Genomic DNA, 20,172 nt, shown 5'->3' with positions numbered 1-20,172 from the left:
GTGGCGAGGGAGCTTGCTCCCGCTGGGGCGCGTAGCGGTCCCAAGCTTTTTGGGGCTGCTGCGCAGCCCAGCGGGAGCAAGCTCCCTCGCCACAAGTGCGTTCCAGCTCAATATCGGTGTGTTCCAACTCAATGGCAGTGTTTTCAGTGCCCAGCAGTCTTGGAAAAGAGTTGGATCACGACAACCCCAAGAACAATCAACGCCATCCCCAGCATCGCCGGCACGTCCAGTTTTTGCCCGTAGATGAACAGCGCCGCCACGCTGACCATGACAATCCCCAGCCCGGCCCAGACTGCATAAGCCACGCCCACCGGTACGGTGCGCACCACCAGCGTCAGCATCCAAAAAGCGGTAGCGTAGCCGACGATGACCAGCAGCAAGGGCAGGGGTGTGCTCAGGCCCTTGATCGCTTTCATCGAAACGGTGGCGATCACTTCGGCGCAGATGGCAATGGCCAGGTAGTAGTAGGCGTTCATGGGCGATTCCTCTTTGGCGGTTGCGTCTTTCGATGTGGCCATTCTAGAGATCACTCAGATGCGGTAAAGTCATTACCTATCTGTATTGGAGATAGGTTGAGCCATGAACGTGCAGTGGAACCTGGAGCAATTACGGTTGTTTGCCGAAGTTGCCGAGAAACGTTCGTTTTCCGCCGTGGCCCGGGGCCAGCGCAAGGCGCAATCGGCCATCAGCAGTGCGATTGCCTTGTTGGAGGACGATTTGGGGGTGAGCCTGTTCGACCGCAGCAGCGGTCGCCAGCCTAAACTCACCGATGCGGGCGTGGCGCTGCTTGAGGAGGCCAGGGAAGTGCTGCGCCAGTGCGAGCGCCTCAATGGCCGCGCCCTGGCCTTGATGCGCGGGCAGGAAGCGTCGCTGCGCCTGGCCCAGGACGAGGCCATGCCCTATCAGCCGGTCATCGACAGCCTGGCGGCCCTGGCCGAGCAATTCCCCACCCTCGAAGTGCAACTGGCCAGCGCCGCCCAGGGCGACGTGGCGCGCAAACTGGTGGAGCGGCGCGCCGACCTCGGCTTGCTGTTCTATCACGACCAGATCCCCGAGGCGCTGGAGCGCCGGGTGCTGGGCAGCGTCGAGATGGTCACGGTGTGTAGCCGGGGCCATCCTTTGGCGAACCATGCGTATGTGAGCTGCCGGGACATGGCCCGGCACCGCCAGTTGCTGATGGCGACTCAATCGAGTGTCTATCCCGGTAGCGAGCAGGCCAGTCCGCAGGTCTGGCGGGCCGACAGTTTCTATGTGTTGGCCGAATGGCTGAGGAGTGGCCTGGGCTGGGCGTGGCTGCCACGGCATGTGGTGCAATACCCGGCGTACCTGGGCGATATGATCGAGCTCAACAGCGAATGGACCCCGCCGGCCCTGGTGGTGGAACTGGTCTGGCGCCGCGATGAACCCCTGGGCCCGGCCGCTCGTTGGCTGGCGGAACGTTTTGCCGTGCAGTTGCAGGCGATCGGCTGAAAAACCGATAAACTCCGCCGCCATGAACAGAACTCTCTATAGCGCGTTGTTTTATCTGGGGCTGCCACTGGTAGCGATTCGGCTGTGGCTGCGGGCCCGCAAGGCGCCGGCTTATGCCCGGCGCATTGGCGAGCGGTTCTCCTGGGGGCTGCCGGTCATGGCCCCAGGGGGCATCTGGGTGCACGCGGTGTCGGTGGGCGAAAGCATTGCCGCCGCGCCAATGATCCGCGCCTTGCTGCAACGTTATCCACAGCTGCCAATCACCGTCACCTGCATGACGCCCACCGGATCGGAGCGGATCCGGGCGCTGTTCGCCAACGAGCCGCGCATCCAGCATTGCTATCTGCCTTATGACTTGCCGTGTGCGGCCAAGCGTTTTCTCGACCGGGTGCGCCCATCCCTGGCGGTGATCATGGAAACCGAGCTGTGGCCCAATCACATTCACCAATGCGCCCGGCGCGGCATTCCCGTGGCCCTGGCCAACGCGCGGCTGTCGGAGCGTTCGGCGCGGGGTTATGCCCGCTTTCCCAAGCTCACCCGGCCGATGCTCGCCGAGATGAGCCTGTTCGCCGTACAGACCGAAGCCGAGGCCGAGCGCTTTCGCCAATTGGGGGCTCGGGCGGAAACCGTCGAGGTCACCGGCTCGATCAAGTTCGACCTGACCATCGATCCGCAGTTGCTCGAAAGTGCCAGTGCCTTGCGCCGTGAGTGGCACGCGATGGACCGCCCGGTGTGGATCGCCGCCAGCACCCATGAGGGTGAGGACGAAGTGGTGCTGGCCGCCCATCGTCGGCTGCTCGACAGTTATCCCGATGCGTTGCTGATCCTGGTGCCGCGTCACCCCGAACGCTTCGACTCAGTGCATCAACTGTGTGTAAGTGAGGGTCTGGTCACGGTGCGGCGCTCCGGTGGGCAACCGGTTACCGCCCAGGCTTCGGTGTTGCTTGGCGACACCATGGGCGAACTGCTGTTTCTCTATGCGTTGGCCGACAGCGCGTTTGTCGGTGGCAGCCTGGTGCCCAATGGCGGGCACAACCTGCTCGAACCGGCGGCCCTGGCGAAACCGGTGCTCAGTGGGCCGCACCTGTTCAACTTCCTTGAAATCGCCGCGCAACTGCGTGCCGCCGGTGCGCTGGCGGAAGTGGAGGACGCCGAAAGCCTGGCCCTGGCGGTCCAGCGCCTGTTCGAACTGCCCCGGGACGCCCAGCGCATGGCCGAGGCGGGGCTTGCGGTGATGCGTCGCAATCAGGGCGCGTTGCAGCGGTTGCTGGAGGGGTTAGGTAGGTCGATGGGTTGAGCTTTTGTGGCGAGGGAGCTTGCTCCCGCTCGGCTGCGAAGCAGCCGTAAAGTGGGCACTACGGTTCTGCCTGGCAGAACGCAGTGACCGGTTTTGGGCCTGCTTCGCAGGCCGGCGGGAGCAAGCTCCGTCGCCACAGGTAGGCCGCCCCGCCCCAGGAAGTCCTCGTTGCCAGTGAGGTCGGTAGGTTATTGCGCTGGCCGCGAGCGCAACTGCTGTGCCGCCGCCTGTGCCAAGTCCGGCGGCAGGAAGTCCTTGTCCGGGTTGTAGTCGGGCTTGAGGTAGCGGGACAGGGCTTGCAGGTCCTCTGGACTCAATGTCCCGGCGGCCTGCTTGAGGCGCAGGTTGTCGAGGATGTAGTCATATCGGGCGTTGTTGTAGTCGCGCACCGAGGTGTACAGCTGGCGCTGGGCGTCCAGTACATCGACGATATTCCGAGTGCCCACCTGGTAGCCGATTTCCGTGGCGTCCACCGCGCTCTGGTTGGAGATGATCGATTGGCGCCGGGCCTGGACCTGTTCCACATCAGTGTTCACCGCGCGATGCAGGTTGCGGGTGTTTTCCACCACCTGGCGGCGCAGGGCTTCGCGTTGCTGCTCGGTCTGGGTGAGTTGCGAATAGGACTCGCGAACCTGGGAGCTGGTCAGCCCGCCGCTGTAGATCGGAATACTCAATTGCAGACCGATGGTGCGTTGCTCCGCGTCGCCGCCGTAGCGCTGGCCGGTGGGGCTCGGGTTGGTAAAGCCGAGGCCGTCGTTGTCACCTTTGCGGTACTGGGCGATTGCATCGAGGGTTGGCGCGTGGCCGGCCTTGCGCTGGCGCAAGGTGTCTTCGGCGGCGTCGACGGCGTAATTGCTGGCCAGCAGGTTGAGGTTCTGCTTGGCGGCAGTGTCTACCCAGGCCTTGGCGTCGTTGGGCGCCGGCGGCAGGATCGGCAGGGTGTGGACGACGCCCTGGATCGAGTTGTACTGGCGGTTGGTCAGGGTGATCAGCGCTTCGAAGGCATCTTCGACCTGGCGTTGCGCGATGATCCGGTTGGCCCGCGCGGTGTCGTAGCTGGCCTGGGATTGCAGCACGTCGGTCTTGTCCGACAGGCCCACGTCGAAACGTTCGTTGGACTGGTCGAGCTGGCGCTTGAACGCGGCTTCCTCGGCCTTGGTCGAGGCCAGGTTGTCCTGGCTGCGCAGCACATTGAAATAGGCTTCGGCGCTTTGCAGGATCAGGTTCTGCTCGGTGGCAGACAACTGCAGCGATGCCTGCTCATTGACCGATTTGGCCGCTTGCAGTTGGAACCAGCGGTCGGCGCGGAAAATCGGCTGGGACAGCGTGGCCTGGTAGACCGTGGAGCTGCGGGTGGCGGTCATCGCCGGTTGGTCGAGCTCGGTACGGGTGTTGTTCAGGTCGGCACCGGCCGAAAGGTTGGGCAGCAGCCCGGCGCGGGCCTGGGGCACCACTTCCTTCTGGGCGCCATACTGGGCGCGGGCGGCGGCCAGGTCGGCGTTGTTGTCCACCGCTTCCTGGTACACGCTGACCAGGTCGGTCAGGGTGGATAAAGGCGCTTCGGCGGCCCAGGCCATTCCATTGGACGCACAAGACACGGCGAGGGCCAGTGAGAGTTTGCGCAACATGAGGCGATCCCTACGTTCAAATTGAATGCGCATAACAGGCGCGCGGCGTAGCGAGTGTAGTTGCGCCTGGGCACGGCAACAATCCTGTATATGCGCCATTCATCACGCCTTTTGCCCGGGCGATGGCGTTCTGTCGTGGTTGTGTCTAGACTGGCCGGGTTCTTGTCGGGGTGCCTTGCTATGAGGCTGAGATCGAATAATTTCGGATCCCGTTGAACCTGATCAGGTTAGCGCCTGCGTAGGGAACAAGATTTCTCGTCACCCGGCGAGTCCTCTTGTGCTTCGTCCGGGATGTCGTTCGACCATCGAACGCACTCGAGCTGCAAGCACAGCGTCCGCACTTCCGTGCAGGGATGCGTCCATTCGTTACAGGTTCGCTCCGACAAAAATCCACTGCCTGGATGTGTGTCTGGAGAGCCCGTGATGACGACAAAATCAAAAAACGCGACCAACCTCAGTGAATCGGCCCAAGTCGATCAGCAATCGGTTCAGCCCTTTACCCGCTCGCAAAAAATCTACGTCCAGGGCAGCCGCCCGGATATCCGCGTGCCCATGCGCGAAATCAGCCTCGACGTGACCCCCACTGACTTCGGCGGCGAAATCAACGCGCCGGTGGTGGTCTACGACACCTCGGGTCCGTACACCGACCCGAACGTGATCATCGACGTGCGCAAAGGCCTGGCCGACGTGCGTTCGCCGTGGATCGAAGCCCGTGGCGACACCGAGCGCCTGGCGGGCCTGAGTTCCAACTTCGGCCAGGAGCGCTTGGCCGACCCCGAGCTGACCAAGCTGCGCTTCGCCCACGTGAACAACCCGCGTCGCGCCAAGCCGGGTGCCAACGTCAGCCAGATGCACTACGCGCGCAAAGGCATCATCACCGCCGAGATGGAATACGTCGCCATCCGCGAAAACATGAAGCTTGAAGTCGCCCGCGCCGCTGGCCTGCTTGACCAGCAACACGCCGGGCACAGCTTCGGCGCCAGCGTGCCGAAGGTCATCACCGCGGAATTCGTGCGTGACGAAATCGCCCGGGGGCGCGCGATCATCCCGGCCAACATCAACCACACCGAACTGGAACCGATGATCATCGGCCGTAACTTCCTGGTGAAGATCAACGGCAACATCGGCAACAGTGCGCTGGGTTCGTCCATCGAAGAAGAAGTGGCGAAGCTGACCTGGGGTATCCGTTGGGGTTCGGACACGGTCATGGACCTGTCCACCGGCAAGCACATCCATGAAACCCGCGAGTGGATCATCCGTAACTCGCCCGTGCCGATCGGCACCGTGCCGATCTACCAGGCCCTGGAAAAAGTCGGCGGCGTGGCCGAAGACCTCACCTGGGAATTGTTCCGCGACACGCTGATCGAGCAGGCCGAACAGGGCGTCGACTACTTCACCATCCACGCCGGCGTGTTGCTGCGTTATGTGCCGATGACCGCCAAGCGCGTCACCGGTATCGTCAGCCGTGGTGGTTCGATCATGGCCAAGTGGTGCCTGGCGCACCACAAGGAAAACTTCCTCTACACCCATTTCGAAGACATCTGCGAAATCATGAAGGCCTACGACGTCAGCTTCTCGCTGGGCGATGGCCTGCGTCCGGGTTCGATCGCCGACGCCAACGACGAAGCGCAGTTCGGCGAGCTGGAAACCCTCGGTGAGCTGACCAAGATCGCCTGGAAGCACGACGTGCAATGCATGATCGAAGGCCCTGGCCATGTGCCGATGCAGTTGATCAAAGAGAACATGGACAAGCAGCTCGAGTGCTGCGACGAGGCGCCGTTCTACACCCTCGGCCCGCTGACCACCGACATAGCGCCGGGCTACGACCACATCACCTCCGGCATCGGTGCGGCGATGATCGGCTGGTTCGGTTGCGCCATGCTTTGCTACGTCACGCCGAAGGAACACCTCGGCTTGCCGAACAAGGATGACGTCAAGACCGGGATCATCACCTACAAGATCGCCGCCCACGCAGCCGACCTTGCCAAGGGCCACCCGGGCGCGCAGATCCGCGACAACGCCCTGAGCAAGGCGCGATTCGAGTTCCGTTGGGAAGACCAGTTCAACCTCGGCCTCGACCCGGACACCGCCCGCTCGTACCACGACGAAACCCTGCCGAAGGACTCGGCCAAGGTGGCGCATTTCTGCTCGATGTGCGGGCCGAAATTCTGCTCGATGAAAATCACCCAGGAAGTGCGCGAGTACGCGGCGAACCAGCGTATTGAAGCGGTGGATGTCGATGTCGCGCAGGGCTTGGCGGAGCAGGCTGAGCGGTTCAAGAAGGAAGGAAGTCAGCTTTACAAGAAAGTGTGATTTGAGCTGAAGGCGGTGGTGACCTTGCTGCCGCCTTCGCGAGCAAGCCCGCTCCCACAATGGATCGCTGGTGGACACGGATTTTGTGATCACAACAGGTCCATTGTGGGAGCGGGCTTGCTCGCGAAAGCGATCATCAGAACAACAAATATCCCCCTGAGATAACCACCCTTGAACATCCAACCCAGCACCTACTCCCCCGACACCGCCGTGCCCCTGGACAAACGCGTCTTCGGCGCCCGCGATCTGTTTTCCCTGTGGTTTTCCCTCGGCATCGGCCTGATGGTCTTGCAGGTCGGTGCCTTGCTCGCGCCGGGCCTGGGCCTGAGCGGTTCGTTGCTGGCGATTTTCCTTGGCACGCTGGTGGGCGTCCTGCTGCTGGCGGCGGTCGGGGTGATCGGCAGCGACACTGGCCTGTCGGCCATGGCCGCGCTGAAGCTCAGCCTCGGCAGCAAGGGCGCGAGCGTGCCGGCGGTATTGAACCTGCTGCAGCTGATCGGCTGGGGCTCGTTCGAAATCATCGTCATGCGCGACGCCGCCAGCCTGCTGGGTGCCCGGGCTTTCAGCGAAGGCAGCCTGGGTTCGAACCCACTGCTGTGGACGCTGTTCTTCGGCGCCCTGGCCACTTTGCTCGCCGTGAGCGGGCCGCTGACCTTTGTGCGCAAGGTTCTGCGCAAGTGGGGCATCTGGTTGCTGCTGGCGGCTTGCATCTGGTTGACCTGGAACCTGTTCGCCAAGGCTGACCTGGCCACGCTGTGGGCCCAGGCGGGCGATGGTTCGATGCCGTTGGCGGTGGGGTTCGATATCGCCATCGCGATGCCGCTGTCGTGGTTGCCGCTGATCGCCGACTACTCGCGTTTCGGCAAGCGCGCCAAAAACGTCTTCGGCGGTACGGCGGTGGGCTTCTTCATCGGTAATTTCTGGCTGATGAGCCTGGGCGTGGCCTACACCCTGGCGTTCGCGCCGAGCGGTGAAGTCAACGCGTTGCTGCTGGCCCTGGCGGGTGCTGGATTGGGTATTCCGCTGTTGCTGATTCTGCTGGACGAGTCGGAAAATGCCTTCGCCGACATCCACTCGGCGGCGGTATCGACAGGCATGTTGTCGGGGTTGAAGGTCGAGCACCTGGCCTTGGCGATTGGTGTCATCTGCACCTTGATCGCCTGCTTTGCACCGTTGGCGCAGTACCAGAACTTCCTGTTGCTGATCGGCTCGGTGTTCGCGCCGCTGTTCGGCGTGGTGTTGGTGGACCACTTCATCCTGCGCAAACGCAGCAGCCAAGTGGTGTCAGCCGCGTTGCGCTGGCCGGCCCTGTTGGCCTGGTTGGGTGGGGTGAGCACCTATCACCTGCTGGCCAATTTCTATCCGGACGTCGGCGCAACCCTGCCATCGTTGATCCTGGCAGGGTTGCTGCAACTGTTGCTGGGCCGGGCCTTCAGCTACGGCCGGGAAACAGCTCGGGCTTGAGGATGCCATTGAGGCGTGGATAGGCGATCTTCAGTTCGATGTGGCCCAGGGCGTATGGCGCGATGGTGCTCACTTCGTACTTGAGGATCACCCCGCCGTAGGTCAGCGCGATGTGTGGGGTTTTCTGGAAGGACCACTGTTTCAGGAACTCGGGTTCCTGATCCAGCTTGGTGCTGATCAGCCAGCTGTTGTGAGCCACTTGCGCGGCTTTCCAGAAGGCTTCTTCCTGGCCCGGCAGCAGCATGTCCGACAGCGTCAGCACCTTGTGCTGCTGGCGCGAATAGTTGATGAAACCGCGCCCCGGCGTGCCGTGGGCACCGCCGGTGTCCAGGTAGCTGGACAGTTCGATGATCACCAGGCCGTCATGTTGCTCACGTACCTTGGCCTGCAAATAGCTGCTGTTGCCTGGCGCGGCGTTGCGCAGGAACTGCTCGCGATAGGCCGCCAGCGTCGGCGCCACCGGGGCGTCCGCGGTGGTGCGGGTCATTTGCAGCAGGCGTTTTTCGATGATGCCATCCAGGGCGGGTTCGGCCGGAAAGTGCAGGGTATCGATGTTCACCAACGGGCAGTCGGCACTGGCGCAACCTTGTTGCAGTTGTTCCGAAGCGTCGCGAGTGGTCTCCAGCGGCGCGCGATAGTTGGGTTGGAACAGGCTTTGGCAAGCGCCCAGGGTCAGGGCAATGGCGGCCACGGAGGCAGTTTTGAAAAGCGACATGGGCGTCCTTCATGAAACACGGAAAGGCAAAAAGTTACCCGCTTCGACTGTCGGCAAGGCAATCAGTTCGCCACTAAGCTCATTAGAGTGATTTTAAGCGCAGCCGTCCATCCCGATCACTGGCAGGGGGCTGCCCCAAAGGGTTCGAGCGCGTTAGGATGGCGCGAAGCCGAGGTTGGAACCTCGTATTGATCGACTGCACACGAGGATTGTCATGACCGATTTCGCCAACGCCACACCGAACGCCGTGGACATCGTCAAGCGGGAGACCTGCTTCAAGGGTTTCTATAAGCTCGACCGCCTCGTCTTGCGCCACGAGTTGTTTGCCGGTGGCATGAGCCGTGAGATCAACCGTGAATTGTTCGTGCGTCATGATGCGGTGTGTGTGCTGCCCTACGACCCGCAGCGCGATGAAGTGGTGTTGATCGAGCAGTTTCGCGTGGGGGCCATTGGCAAGACCACCAACCCCTGGCTGGTAGAGCTGGTGGCCGGGCTGATCGACAAGGATGAGCAACCGGAAGAGGTTGCTCATCGCGAAGCGCAGGAGGAAGCTGGGCTTGTCTTCGCTGCGCTCTGGCCGATGACCCAATACTTTCCATCGCCGGGCGGCAGCAATGAATTCGTACATTTGTACCTGGGGCGTTGCGACAGCACGGGGGCAGGCGGCCTGCATGGCCTTCTGGAGGAAGCCGAGGACATTCGGGTGAAGGCCTGGGCCTACGAAGATGCCTTGCAAGCCGTGCGCGACGGACGTATCTGCAACGCGGCCAGCATCATTGCCTTGCAATGGCTGGCCTTGAATCGCGATGAAGTGAGGGGGCTATGGTCCTGAACAAGCTGCGCGACCGCTATCGCGTCGATCTGGTGGGATTGCAGGCCGCCTGCGAGGCCAACTACGCCCGCCTGATGCGCTTGTTGCCAGACATGCGCAGCGATCCGCTGCCACGCCGCATCGCCGTCACGCACGGCGACCAGATGCTTGGCGTGTTGGCCCTGGAAGTGCTGCAGGCCTGTCCCTACACCACCACCTTGCAAGTGCGCCAGGAGCACAGCCTGCCCTGGCTGCCGGTGCCGCAACTGGAAGTGCAGGTCTATCACGACGCGCGCATGGCCGAAGTCGTCAGCGCCGAACATGCACGACGCTTTCGTGGCATCTATCCTTATCCCAATGCGTCAATGCACCAGCCGGATGAAAAAGCCCAGTTGAACCTGTTCCTGGGCGAATGGCTGAGTCATTGCCTGGCGCTGGGCCACGAGTTCGAAGTCGTTCGGTAGTTGTGAACCGGTTCCGGTTCGCGGGTTTCCCCTTTCGATCGTCCCCCAGCATAATTGCCGCTTCATGCAACGGCGTGATTGCGCCTGGGAGAAAGCGATTTGCCGAGCGTATCCAGCTTGACCACGGCCGATGCGGCGTTGTTGGTCCAACTGTCCGACAGCCATTTGTTCGCCGAGGCCGATGCCTCGTTGCTGGGCATGAATACCCGTGACAGTTTGCGGGCAGTCATTGATTTGGTGCTCAAGCAGCAGCCGAACATTGACCTGATGCTCGCTACCGGGGATTTGTCCCAGGACGGCACGCTGCAATCCTATGAGGCGTTTCGGCAACTGACTGCGCGAATCGACGCGCCGGCGCGGTGGATTCCCGGCAACCATGATGAGCCGCAGGTGATGCTTGAGGCGGCGGTCAAGAGTGCGTTGCTCGATCCGGTGGTGGACATTGGCAATTGGCGGGTGACGATGCTCGATTCGGCCGTGCCGGGTTCGGTGCCGGGGTTTTTGGCTGAGGAACAGTTGATTCTGTTGGCCAATGCCTTGAGCGAGGCGCCGGAGCGGCATCATCTGGTGTGTCTGCATCATCACCCTGTTTCGATTGGGTGTGTGTGGATGGAGCCGATCGGGTTGCGTAATCCGGAGGCGCTGTTTGCGGTGTTGGATCGGTTTCCCCAAGTGCGGGCGGTGTTGTGGGGCCATGTGCATCAGGAGATAGACCGGGTGCGCGAGGGGGTTCGTTTGTTGGCTTCGCCTTCGACTTGTATTCAGTTTGAGCCGGGGAGTGAGGATTTTGCGGTGGGCTCGCAGGCACCGGGGTATCGGTGGTTGCGGCTTTTGCCGGATGGGCGGTTGGAGACGGGGGTTGAGCGGGTGGTTGGGTTTGCGTTTACCCCGGACTATGGCTCCAACGGGTACTGAGTTCGATCCTGTTTATTGTGGGAGCGAGCCTGCTCGCGAAGGCTTGATTGAGTACATATCCATTTCTGCGGTAACGGCTGCTTAGGGTTCCCACCACTCGGTGCCTCGCTAGGGCTCGGCATGCCCGAACGAAGGCATTGCGCCGTGGGCCCGCCGCGAAGGGCCATCCATGGCCCAGCGCGGCTATCCCGGCATCCATGCCGGGATGCCCACTGCGCAATGCCTGCGTTCGGCCATCGTGGTTAACGGGGCCCCAAGATCAAAAGCCAAGCCGAGGCGGCCTTATAGCCGACCTGGCTCTCCTAGTCGTACACCCGTCAGAACTGTGGGAGATCTGTGGGAGCAAAGCTTGCTCGCGAGGCGGCCTGACTGAGCTGGTCTAATAGTCCCGGACACCTCAATAGGTGAAACTACACCTATTGAGGAATATTCCATGACCAAGAAGTACAGAAAATTCGACGCCGCTTTCAAGCTAAGAGTCTGCAAGATGATTGTTGACCAGGGCCTGAGCGTGAACTCCGTTTGTACCGATTTAGACTTGAGTGACACGGCCGTGCGCCGCTGGGTCCAGCAGTACCAAGCCGAGCAGTTAGGTGGTACAGGGATTGGCAAACCGTTAACCAGCGAGCAACAGCGTATTCGTCAGCTTGAGCAGCAGATCCGCGAGCTGAAGACGGACAACGACATATTAAAAAAAGCTACGGCCTTCTTTGCCCGCGAATTGAAGTGATCCACCAATTGGTTCACCAAATGCAATGCAAGGCCTACCCGGTAATACGTATCTGTCGGGTTTTGCGGATCAGCCGTTCGGGGTTCTATGAAGCTCGTCAGAGGTCTTTTAAGCCGAAAGTTGTCTGTGCGGTTGCAGCTCAGGTCAAAGCTACGTTCGTAACCAATGAGCACTGTTATGGCAGTCGTCGGGTGATGAAAGCGCTGCGTAGCGATGGCGTATCCATTGGGCGGCACATGGTCCGTCGGCTGATGAAACAACAGGATTTACGCCCGATCTGGAAGCGCAAGTTCGTCCATACCACCGACAGTAATCATAATTTTCCGATAGCTGAAAACCTGCTCAACCGCCAGTTCAACCCCGAGCAGATCAACCAATCATGGGTTGCTGATATCACTTATATTCGCACCCGAAGCGGCTGGCTGTACTTGGCGGCTGTCATGGATTTGTATTCACGCAAGATCGTGGGCTGGGCCATGGCACCGCATATGCGCGCCGAGTTGGTGTGCAGCGCTATGCAACTGGCTATCACCCAGAGACAACCTGAACCGGGTTTGATCGCGCATTCAGACCGAGGCAGCCAGTATGCAGGCGTTACTTACCAAGCCTTGCTGACACGACATGGCTTGCGCTGCAGCATGAGCCGCAAGGGCAACTGCTGGGACAACGCAGTCATGGAGCGTTTCTTCTTGAACCTGAAGATGGAGCGCGTTTGGAGGAAGGACTATGCCAACCATGATGAAGCAGTCAAGGACGTCACGGATTACATTGTGCGGTTCTACAATGAACGACGAATGCATTCATCGTTAGACTATTTGCCGCCCAATCAGTACGAGCGGCAAACAGCCTGAAAACACCGATTGAGGTGTCCGGAAAAAGTTGACCACCTCAGGCCTGACAGCCGACCTGATTCTCCGGTCATACCCGATCCGATTGTGCAGGCTTGCTCGCGAAGACGGCGGAACATCCAATACTGATGCAAGCTGGCCCACCGCTTTCGCGAGCAAGCCCGCTCCCACAGGGATCGGCGGTGGTCGCAAATCCATAGGTCACCACTGACCCAATGTGGGAGCGAGCCTGCTCGCGAAGGCGGCACATCCAATACTGATGCAAGCAGCCCCACCGCCATCGCGAGCAAGCTCGGCTCCCACAGGGATCGGCGGTGGACACTGATCTTATAAACGACCCAAAATCTGTGTGGGAGCGGGCTTGCTCGCGAAGACGGCGGCACATCCAACGCTGATGCAAGCTGGTTCACCGCCATCGCGAGCAGGCTCGCTCCCACATTTTTTTCGGAGTTGTTCTCAGGTATCGCATTCACTATAAATCCTCTGTGGGAGCGGGCTTGCTCGCGAAAATGGTGTGCTATCAAGATTGATGTTGGCTGACCCGACGCATTCGCGAGCAAGCCCGCTCCCACAGGGGAAACGCGGTCTCACCAAGAACCAGGTCGGCTCTAAGGCCGCCTCGTGGTGGACGTTGATCTCGGCGCCCCGTTAACCACGCTGGCCGAACGCAGGCATTGTGGAGTGGGCAACCCGGCATGGATGCCGGGTTAGCCGCGCTGGGCCATGGATGGCCCTTCGCGGCGGCCCACGGAGCAATGCCGGAGTGAGGGCATGCCGAGCCCTAGCGAGGCACCGAGTGGTGGGGCAGGAGCGTTTTGCTTACTTTTGCGCTTTTCAAAAGTGAGCCGCCGTCAGGGCGGAACCCTAAGTGGCCGTTACCGCAGAAATGGATATATACCCGGTCAACAAAATCCTGCCCGGCTGTCAGGCCGCCATCGCGAGCAGGCTCGCTCCCACAGTTTGATCGAAGTACAACCGGGAGAAACAGGTTGGCTACAAGGCCGCCTCGCGAGCAAGCTTTGCTCCCACAGGCGCTGTGATCGACGGTTCATAGAGGGCGACAACACGGTCAAATCCCCCCAACCCCCGCAATCTCCCTGTAAACTCCGGCCTTTGCCCAGCACCCAGGGAGTCGGCAATGTCGGGTTCGATCCTTTATATCCATGGCTTCAACAGCGCCCCAGCATCGACCAAAGCCTGCCAACTGGTCGAAGTGATGGCACGCCTTGGCCTCAGCGACCAGCTACAGGTGCCGGCCCTGCATCACCACCCCCGCCAGGCCATCGGTCAGCTGGAACAGGCGATTACAGAACTGGGGCGGCCGCTGCTGGTCGGCAGCTCGCTCGGCGGCTACTATGCGACTCACTTGGCCGAGCGCCACGGGCTCAAGGCCCTGTTGGTCAATCCTGCCGTGAGCCCGCATCGGATGTTCGACGGGTACCTGGGTACGCAGAAGAATTTATACACCGACGAAACCTGGGAATTGACCCACGACCACGTGACGGCCCTGGCCGAGCTGGAAGTGCCGGCGCCCCGGGATCCGCAGCGGTTTCAGGTATGGTTGCAAACCGGTGACGAAACGCTGGATTATCGCCACGCCCAGCAGTATTACCGCGCCTGTGCCTTGCGCATCCAGGCCGGCGGCGACCACAGTTTCCAAGGGTTTGCCCAGCAGTTACCGGCATTGTTGAGTTTTGCCGGCATTGGCGCCGATTTGTACCAGGCGATCGACTTCACGTCGCTGTGAGCCATCGCCCCTTTTTCATTGAACACTGACGACGAGACCCCATGGCCACTCCCAGCGCTAGCTCTTATAACGCAGACGCCATCGAAGTCCTCTCGGGCCTCGACCCGGTGCGCAAGCGCCCCGGCATGTACACCGACACCAGTCGGCCGAACCACCTCGCCCAGGAAGTCATCGACAACAGTGTCGACGAAGCCTTGGCCGGGCATGCGAAGTCGGTGCAGGTCATCCTGCACGCCGATCACTCGCTGGAAGTCAGCGATGACGGCCGCGGCATGCCGGTGGACATTCACCCTGAAGAAGGTGTGTCGGGCGTCGAGCTGATCCTCACCAAGCTCCACGCCGGCGGCAAGTTTTCCAACAAGAACTACCAGTTCTCCGGCGGTCTGCACGGGGTGGGTATTTCCGTGGTCAACGCCTTGTCGACCCAGGTGCGGGTGCGGGTCAAGCGTGACGGCAATGAATACCAGATGACGTTCGCCGACGGCTACAAGGCCACCGAGCTGGAAGTGGTCGGCACCGTCGGCAAGCGCAACACCGGGACCAGCGTGTATTTCGCCCCGGATCCGAAGTATTTCGATTCGCCGAAGTTTTCCGTCAGCCGCCTCAAGCACGTGCTCAAGGCCAAGGCCGTATTGTGCCCGGGGCTGCTGGTCAGTTTCGAGGACAAGGCCACCGGCGAAAAAGTCGAATGGCATTACGAAGACGGCCTGCGCTCTTATCTGGTAGATGCGGTCAGCGGTTTCGAACGCCTGCCCGACGAGCCGTTCTGTGGCAGCCTGGCCGGTAACAAGGAAGCCGTGGACTGGGCGCTGTTGTGGCTGCCCGAAGGCGGCGAAAGCGTCCAGGAAAGCTACGTCAACCTGATCCCCACGGCTCAGGGCGGTACCCACGTCAACGGCTTGCGCCAGGGACTGCTCGACGCCATGCGTGAGTTCTGCGAGTTCCGCAACCTGCTGCCTCGCGGCGTGAAGCTGGCGCCGGAAGACGTCTGGGAGCGCATCGCCTTCGTCTTGTCGATGAAGATGCAGGAACCGCAATTCTCCGGCCAGACCAAGGAACGCCTGTCGTCTCGCGAAGCGGCGGCGTTTGTTTCCGGCGTGGTCAAGGACGCGTTCAGCCTGTGGCTCAACGCCAACCCGGAAACCGGCCTGGCCCTGGCGGAGCTGGCGATCAACAACGCCGGTCGTCGTCTGAAAGCGAGCAAGAAAGTCGAGCGCAAGCGCATCACCCAAGGGCCGGCCTTGCCGGGCAAGCTTGCCGATTGCGCCGGGCAGGACCCGATGCGTTCCGAGCTGTTCCTGGTGGAAGGTGACTCCGCCGGCGGCTCGGCCAAGCAGGCGCGGGATAAAGAGTTCCAGGCAATCCTCCCGCTGCGGGGCAAGATCCTCAACACCTGGGAAGTGGACGGCAGTGAAGTGCTGGCCAGCCAGGAAGTGCATAACATCGCCGTGGCCATTGGCGTCGATCCGGGCGCCGCGGACATGAGCCAGCTGCGCTACGGCAAGATCTGCATCCTCGCCGACGCCGACTCCGACGGCCTGCACATTGCCACGCTGCTCTGTGCCTTGTTCGTCCAGCATTTCCGCCCACTGGTGGATGCCGGCCACGTCTACGTGGCGATGCCGCCGCTGTACCGCATCGACCTGGGCAAGGAAATCTACTACGCCCTGGACGAAGCCGAGCGCGACGGCATCCTTGACCGCCTGGTGGCCGAGAAGAAACGGGGCAAGCCGCAGGTCACCCGATTCAAGGGCCTGGGTGAGATGAACCCGCCGCAGTTGCGCGAAACCACTATGGACCCGAACACTCGCCGCCTGGTGCAGTTGACCCTGGATGATTTTGAAGCGACTTCGGAAATGATGGACATGTTGCTGGCCAAGAAACGCGCCGGCGACCGCAAGTCCTGGCTTGAATCCAAAGGGGACCTGGCCGAGGTGCTGGCCTGATGCGCAACGGTTTCGCCCTGGCGTTGTGGCTGTGGGCGGGGATGGTGGTCGCAGGGCCGGCGCCGGAATTGAAGCTGCTGTCCGAGCATGCCGTCGACGGCATGCGCGGTGGCAACCTGTCCGGGCTGGCGCTGTGCGGCGGCGAGATGTGGACCGTGTCCGATCGCGATGATGACCGGATCTATCGCCTCATGCCCTCCGAGGCGCTGGTCTGGCAGGCCGAGGCGGTTGGAATCGAGGTGCCGGAGGTACCGGACAGCGGTTTGCCCTGGGGCTTGAGATCGCGAACCTGGGCGGCGTCGTTCCTGCGCGGTGGCGAGCTGGATTTCGAAGGCATCAGCTGTGACAGCGCCGGCAATCGTTATGTGGTCAGCGAGTCTCATGCCGCCGTGCTGTACATACCGCCGACGGGGGCCGCATCCTGGCTGAAAATTGCCCCGACGATGATCCGGCAGGCGCGGGGCAGTGGCATGTTGCTGCACTTCAACGCCTTGTTCGAAGGCCTTGCGGTCAGCCCGGCCGGCGACCAGTTGTGGTTGGCGGCCGAGCGTGAGCGTCGCGGCCTGCTGTTGATCAAGCGCCAGCAAACGGTGTGGGACTGCGACGGCAATTGTGTCTTGCTCAGCGAAGCGGGCCAGGAAATGCAGCCGGCGCAGTTCCCCAAGGCCAAGGCGGTTTCCCGGGATTTCGCCGACCTGTCATTGTTCAATGGCAAGCTGTTTACCCTGGAGCGCAATGCCTACCAGATCTGCCGGCGTGACCCGCAGACCGCCCAGGTGGAACGTTGCTGGTCGTTCGCCGCCGAGGCGTTGCAGGATAGCCGTCGTTATCCCCAGCCTTATGGGCTGGCCGAAGCGCTGGTGGTGGACGCCGACGGAGCCTGGATCGGCCAGGACAACAACGACGGTAAGCGGGCCGATGGCGAACAGCGGCCGATTGTCTGGCGCTTCGCCGCGCCTGACGGTGGCTGGAGCGCCTCGCCGTGAGCCAGCAACCACCGGGCAAGCGCGCCGGCCGGGTACTGATGATCCTGGCCTGGTGCGCGGCGCTGTTTCTGGCAACACGGTTTTTTGCCCAGTGGGAGCAGCGGGAACTGAACCCCAATGCCCAGGTGCATTCGCAAAAAGGCGAAGGATTTATCGAGGTGAAGCTGGTCGGCAACCGGCAGGGGCATTTCGTCGCCAGCGGCCAGATCAACGGCCAGCCGGTGGACTTCATGCTCGACACCGGTGCCACCGACGTGGCGATTCCGTTGGAATTGGCCGAACGCCTCAAGCTGGAAAAAGGTTTCGGCGTGACCTTGAGCACCGCCAATGGTGTGAGCGAGGGCTACCGCACGCGCATCGACCGGCTGCAATTGGGTGACATCGTGCTGCGCGATGTCCGTGCCCTGGTGGCGCCGGGCCTGGGCGGCACGCAAGTGCTGCTGGGCATGAGCGCCCTGAACAAACTTGAATTTACCCAGCGCGACGGCACCATGCTGCTGCGCCAGACAACGAACTGATGAGGCCCGCATGAGCGACATTCTTGCAGACAGCTTAGACGGCGTAGAACGCCGATCGCTGGCTGACTTCACCGAAAATGCCTACCTCAATTACTCCATGTACGTGATCATGGACCGCGCCTTGCCGCACATCGGCGACGGCTTGAAGCCGGTCCAGCGGCGGATCATCTACGCCATGAGTGAACTGGGGCTGGATGCGGATTCCAAGCACAAGAAATCGGCGCGTACCGTCGGTGACGTGCTCGGTAAGTTCCACCCCCACGGCGACTCGGCCTGCTACGAAGCCATGGTGCTGATGGCCCAGCCGTTCAGCTACCGCTACACCTTGGTGGACGGCCAGGGTAACTGGGGTGCGCCGGACGATCCCAAGTCCTTCGCGGCCATGCGTTACACCGAGGCGCGGCTGTCGCGTTATTCCGAGGTGCTGCTCAGCGAGCTGGGCCAGGGCACCGCGGACTGGGGGCCGAACTTCGACGGCACCCTCGACGAACCCCTGGTGTTGCCAGCACGTTTGCCGAATATCCTCCTCAATGGCACCACCGGCATCGCCGTGGGCATGGCCACCGACGTGCCGCCCCACAACCTGCGGGAAGTGGCCACGGCGTGCGTGCGTCTGCTGGACGAACCGAAAGCCACGGTGGAGCAGCTCTGCGAGCATATCCAGGGCCCGGACTATCCGACCGAAGCCGAAATCATCACCCCGCGCGCAGACCTGCTGAAAATCTACGAGACCGGTCGTGGTTCGGTGCGCATGCGCGCCGTGTACCACATCGAAGATGGCGACATCATTGTCACGGCGCTGCCGCATCAGGTGTCCGGGGCCAAGGTCTTGGAACAGATTGCCGCGATGATGCAGGCAAAACCGTCGAAAGCGCCGCAAGTGGCTGACTTGCGCGACGAATCCGACCACGAAAACCCGTGCCGCATCGTGATCATCCCGGTCAACAGCCGGGTCGACCACGACGCGCTGATGCAGCACCTGTTCGCCAGCACCGACTTGGAGTCCAGCTACCGGGTCAACATCAACATCATCGGCCTGGATGGCAAGCCGCAGTTGAAGAACTTGCGGGCCTTGCTGGTGGAGTGGCTGGAGTTCCGGGTCAAGACCGTGCGCCGGCGCCTGCAATTTCGCCTGGACAAGGTCGAGCGCCGCCTGCACCTGTTGGACGGCTTGCTGATCGCCTACCTCAACCTGGATGAAGTGATCCACATCATCCGTACCGAGGAGCACCCCAAGGCCAGCCTGATCGAGCGTTTCGCCCTGAGCGAAATCCAGGCCGACTACATCCTCGATACCCGCCTGCGGCAGTTGGCGCGGTTGGAAGAGATGAAGCTGCGGGCCGAGCAGGATGAGTTGCTCAAGGAGCAGGCCAAGCTGCAAGCCTTGCTGGGCAGCGAAGCCAAGCTCAAGAAGCTGGTGCGCACCGAGCTGCTCAAGGACGCCGAAACTTACGGCGACGACCGTCGCTCGCCGATCGTCGAGCGTGCTGAAGCCAAGGCGCTGAGCGAACACGATCTGTTGCCGAACGAGAAAGTGACTGTCGTGCTGTCGGAAAAAGGCTGGGTGCGTTCGGCCAAGGGTCATGATATTGACGCGACGGGGCTTTCCTATAAGGCCGGGGACGGCTTCAAGGCCTTGGCGGCCGGGCGCTCCAACCAGTTTGCGGTGTTCGTCGACTCCACCGGACGCAGTTATTCGGTGCCGGCCCATACCCTGCCATCGGCTCGCGGCCAGGGCGAACCGCTGACCGGTCGTTTAACACCGCCACCGGGTGCAACTTTTGAATGCGTGCTGATGCCTGATGATGATGGGCTCTACGTAATCGCATCGGACGCGGGTTACGGTTTCGTGGTCAAGGGCGAGGACCTGCAAGCCAAGAACAAGGCGGGCAAGGCGCTGTTGAGCCTGCCGAACAACGCCAAGGTGATTGCGCCGCGCCCGGTTGCCGATCGGGAGAGCAACTGGCTGGCGTCGGTCACCACCGAAGGTCGGTTGCTGGTGTTCAAGATCAGTGACCTGCCACAGCTGGGTAAAGGCAAGGGCAACAAGATTATTGGTATTTCCGGCGAACGGGTCGCCAGTCGTGAGGAATTTGTCACGGATATTGCAGTATTACCGGAGGGTGCGACGCTTGTGCTGCAGGCAGGCAAGCGCACGCTTTCGTTGAAAGCAGACGATCTTGAGCATTACAAGGGTGAACGTGGTCGTCGGGGCAATAAGCTTCCGAGAGGGTTTCAGCGGGTCGATGCGCTGCTCGTCGAAAACCTCAGTTAGGCGTACTAGAGGGCCCGGTCTGCGATTAAATGCCGCAGATCGTTG

Annotated in this window: 16 protein-coding genes and 1 riboswitch; of the genes, 13 read left to right on the top strand and 3 right to left on the bottom strand. The window is 61.7% G+C overall.

Features of this window, described 5'->3' with window-relative positions; all coding sequences use genetic code 11:
• Nucleotides 1-143: 143 nt before the first annotated feature.
• Nucleotides 144-476, bottom strand: a complete 333-nt coding sequence (locus M1D99_RS27340; protein ID WP_046065574.1) for a DMT family transporter — start codon at nucleotides 474-476, stop codon at nucleotides 144-146.
• A 103-nt stretch (nucleotides 477-579) separates the two neighbouring features.
• On the opposite strand from M1D99_RS27340, the gene M1D99_RS27335 reads away from it, so the two are divergent.
• Nucleotides 580-1,470 (top strand): LysR family transcriptional regulator, encoded by an 891-nt coding sequence (locus M1D99_RS27335; protein WP_434572772.1) that lies wholly within the window; start codon nucleotides 580-582, stop codon nucleotides 1,468-1,470.
• Nucleotides 1,471-1,492: 22 nt separating this feature from the next.
• Nucleotides 1,493-2,767, top strand: a complete 1,275-nt coding sequence (gene waaA, locus M1D99_RS27330) for a lipid IV(A) 3-deoxy-D-manno-octulosonic acid transferase (RefSeq protein ID WP_434572770.1) — start codon at nucleotides 1,493-1,495, stop codon at nucleotides 2,765-2,767.
• A gap of 188 nt (nucleotides 2,768-2,955) precedes the next feature.
• On the opposite strand, the gene M1D99_RS27325 is transcribed toward waaA, so the two are convergent.
• Nucleotides 2,956-4,395, bottom strand: a complete 1,440-nt coding sequence (locus M1D99_RS27325) for a TolC family outer membrane protein (protein WP_186708037.1) — start codon at nucleotides 4,393-4,395, stop codon at nucleotides 2,956-2,958.
• A gap of 156 nt (nucleotides 4,396-4,551) precedes the next feature.
• Nucleotides 4,552-4,657: riboswitch (TPP riboswitch) on the top strand.
• Nucleotides 4,658-4,818: 161 nt separating this feature from the next.
• On the opposite strand from M1D99_RS27325, the gene thiC reads away from it, so the two are divergent.
• Nucleotides 4,819-6,708 (top strand): phosphomethylpyrimidine synthase ThiC, encoded by a 1,890-nt coding sequence (thiC, locus tag M1D99_RS27320; protein WP_186708035.1) that lies wholly within the window; start codon nucleotides 4,819-4,821, stop codon nucleotides 6,706-6,708.
• 171 nt (nucleotides 6,709-6,879) lie between these two features.
• The gene (cytX, locus tag M1D99_RS27315) at nucleotides 6,880-8,172 is read left to right on the top strand and encodes a putative hydroxymethylpyrimidine transporter CytX (protein ID WP_458131073.1); all 1,293 of its coding nucleotides are present in this window, start codon (nucleotides 6,880-6,882) and stop codon (nucleotides 8,170-8,172) included.
• On the opposite strand, the gene M1D99_RS27310 is transcribed toward cytX, so the two are convergent.
• Nucleotides 8,141-8,887: a DUF3298 domain-containing protein gene (locus M1D99_RS27310; protein WP_186708031.1), complete on the bottom strand. Its 747-nt coding sequence runs from the start codon at nucleotides 8,885-8,887 to the stop codon at nucleotides 8,141-8,143. The genes cytX and M1D99_RS27310 overlap by 32 nt on opposite strands.
• A 214-nt stretch (nucleotides 8,888-9,101) precedes the next feature.
• On the opposite strand from M1D99_RS27310, the gene M1D99_RS27305 reads away from it, so the two are divergent.
• The 9 genes from M1D99_RS27305 (at nucleotide 9,102) to parC (ending at nucleotide 20,127) form a co-directional block, all read left to right on the top strand.
• Complete coding sequence (locus M1D99_RS27305; RefSeq protein WP_186708029.1) at nucleotides 9,102-9,719, top strand: NUDIX domain-containing protein; 618 nt, start codon at nucleotides 9,102-9,104, stop codon at nucleotides 9,717-9,719.
• Nucleotides 9,710-10,162 (top strand): DUF1249 domain-containing protein, encoded by a 453-nt coding sequence (locus tag M1D99_RS27300; protein WP_458131072.1) that lies wholly within the window; start codon nucleotides 9,710-9,712, stop codon nucleotides 10,160-10,162. The genes M1D99_RS27305 and M1D99_RS27300 overlap by 10 nt, the downstream gene beginning before the upstream one ends.
• Nucleotides 10,163-10,261: 99 nt before the next feature.
• Entirely contained in the window at nucleotides 10,262-11,077 is an 816-nt protein-coding gene (gene cpdA / locus M1D99_RS27295; RefSeq protein WP_186708027.1) for a 3',5'-cyclic-AMP phosphodiesterase, read from the top strand.
• 433 nt (nucleotides 11,078-11,510) lie between these two features.
• A protein-coding gene (locus M1D99_RS27290) for an IS3 family transposase (RefSeq protein WP_458131071.1) occupies nucleotides 11,511-12,658 on the top strand; the annotation gives its coding sequence in 2 pieces (ribosomal slippage) (nucleotides 11,511-11,766 and nucleotides 11,766-12,658; 1,149 coding nt in all).
• A gap of 1,135 nt (nucleotides 12,659-13,793) precedes the next feature.
• Nucleotides 13,794-14,402: a YqiA/YcfP family alpha/beta fold hydrolase gene (locus M1D99_RS27285; protein WP_198726995.1), complete on the top strand. Its 609-nt coding sequence runs from the start codon at nucleotides 13,794-13,796 to the stop codon at nucleotides 14,400-14,402.
• 41 nt (nucleotides 14,403-14,443) lie between these two features.
• Nucleotides 14,444-16,348, top strand: coding sequence for a DNA topoisomerase IV subunit B (parE, locus tag M1D99_RS27280; protein WP_122567328.1), 1,905 nt, complete (start codon nucleotides 14,444-14,446; stop codon nucleotides 16,346-16,348).
• Nucleotides 16,348-17,334, top strand: coding sequence for an esterase-like activity of phytase family protein (locus M1D99_RS27275; RefSeq protein ID WP_434572764.1), 987 nt, complete (start codon nucleotides 16,348-16,350; stop codon nucleotides 17,332-17,334). The genes parE and M1D99_RS27275 overlap by 1 nt, the downstream gene beginning before the upstream one ends.
• Entirely contained in the window at nucleotides 17,331-17,852 is a 522-nt protein-coding gene (locus tag M1D99_RS27270) for a retropepsin-like aspartic protease family protein (RefSeq protein WP_434572762.1), read from the top strand. Before M1D99_RS27275 ends, M1D99_RS27270 begins: the two co-directional genes overlap by 4 nt.
• 10 nt (nucleotides 17,853-17,862) lie before the next feature.
• Nucleotides 17,863-20,127, top strand: a complete 2,265-nt coding sequence (gene parC / locus M1D99_RS27265; protein ID WP_411386333.1) for a DNA topoisomerase IV subunit A — start codon at nucleotides 17,863-17,865, stop codon at nucleotides 20,125-20,127.
• Nucleotides 20,128-20,172 lie beyond the last annotated feature (45 nt).

The sequence above is a fragment of the Pseudomonas sp. R3-41 genome (assembly GCF_054161485.1).
The sequence above is the reverse complement of the archived record's forward strand: the minus strand, read 5'-3'. Positions and strand labels throughout refer to the sequence as shown.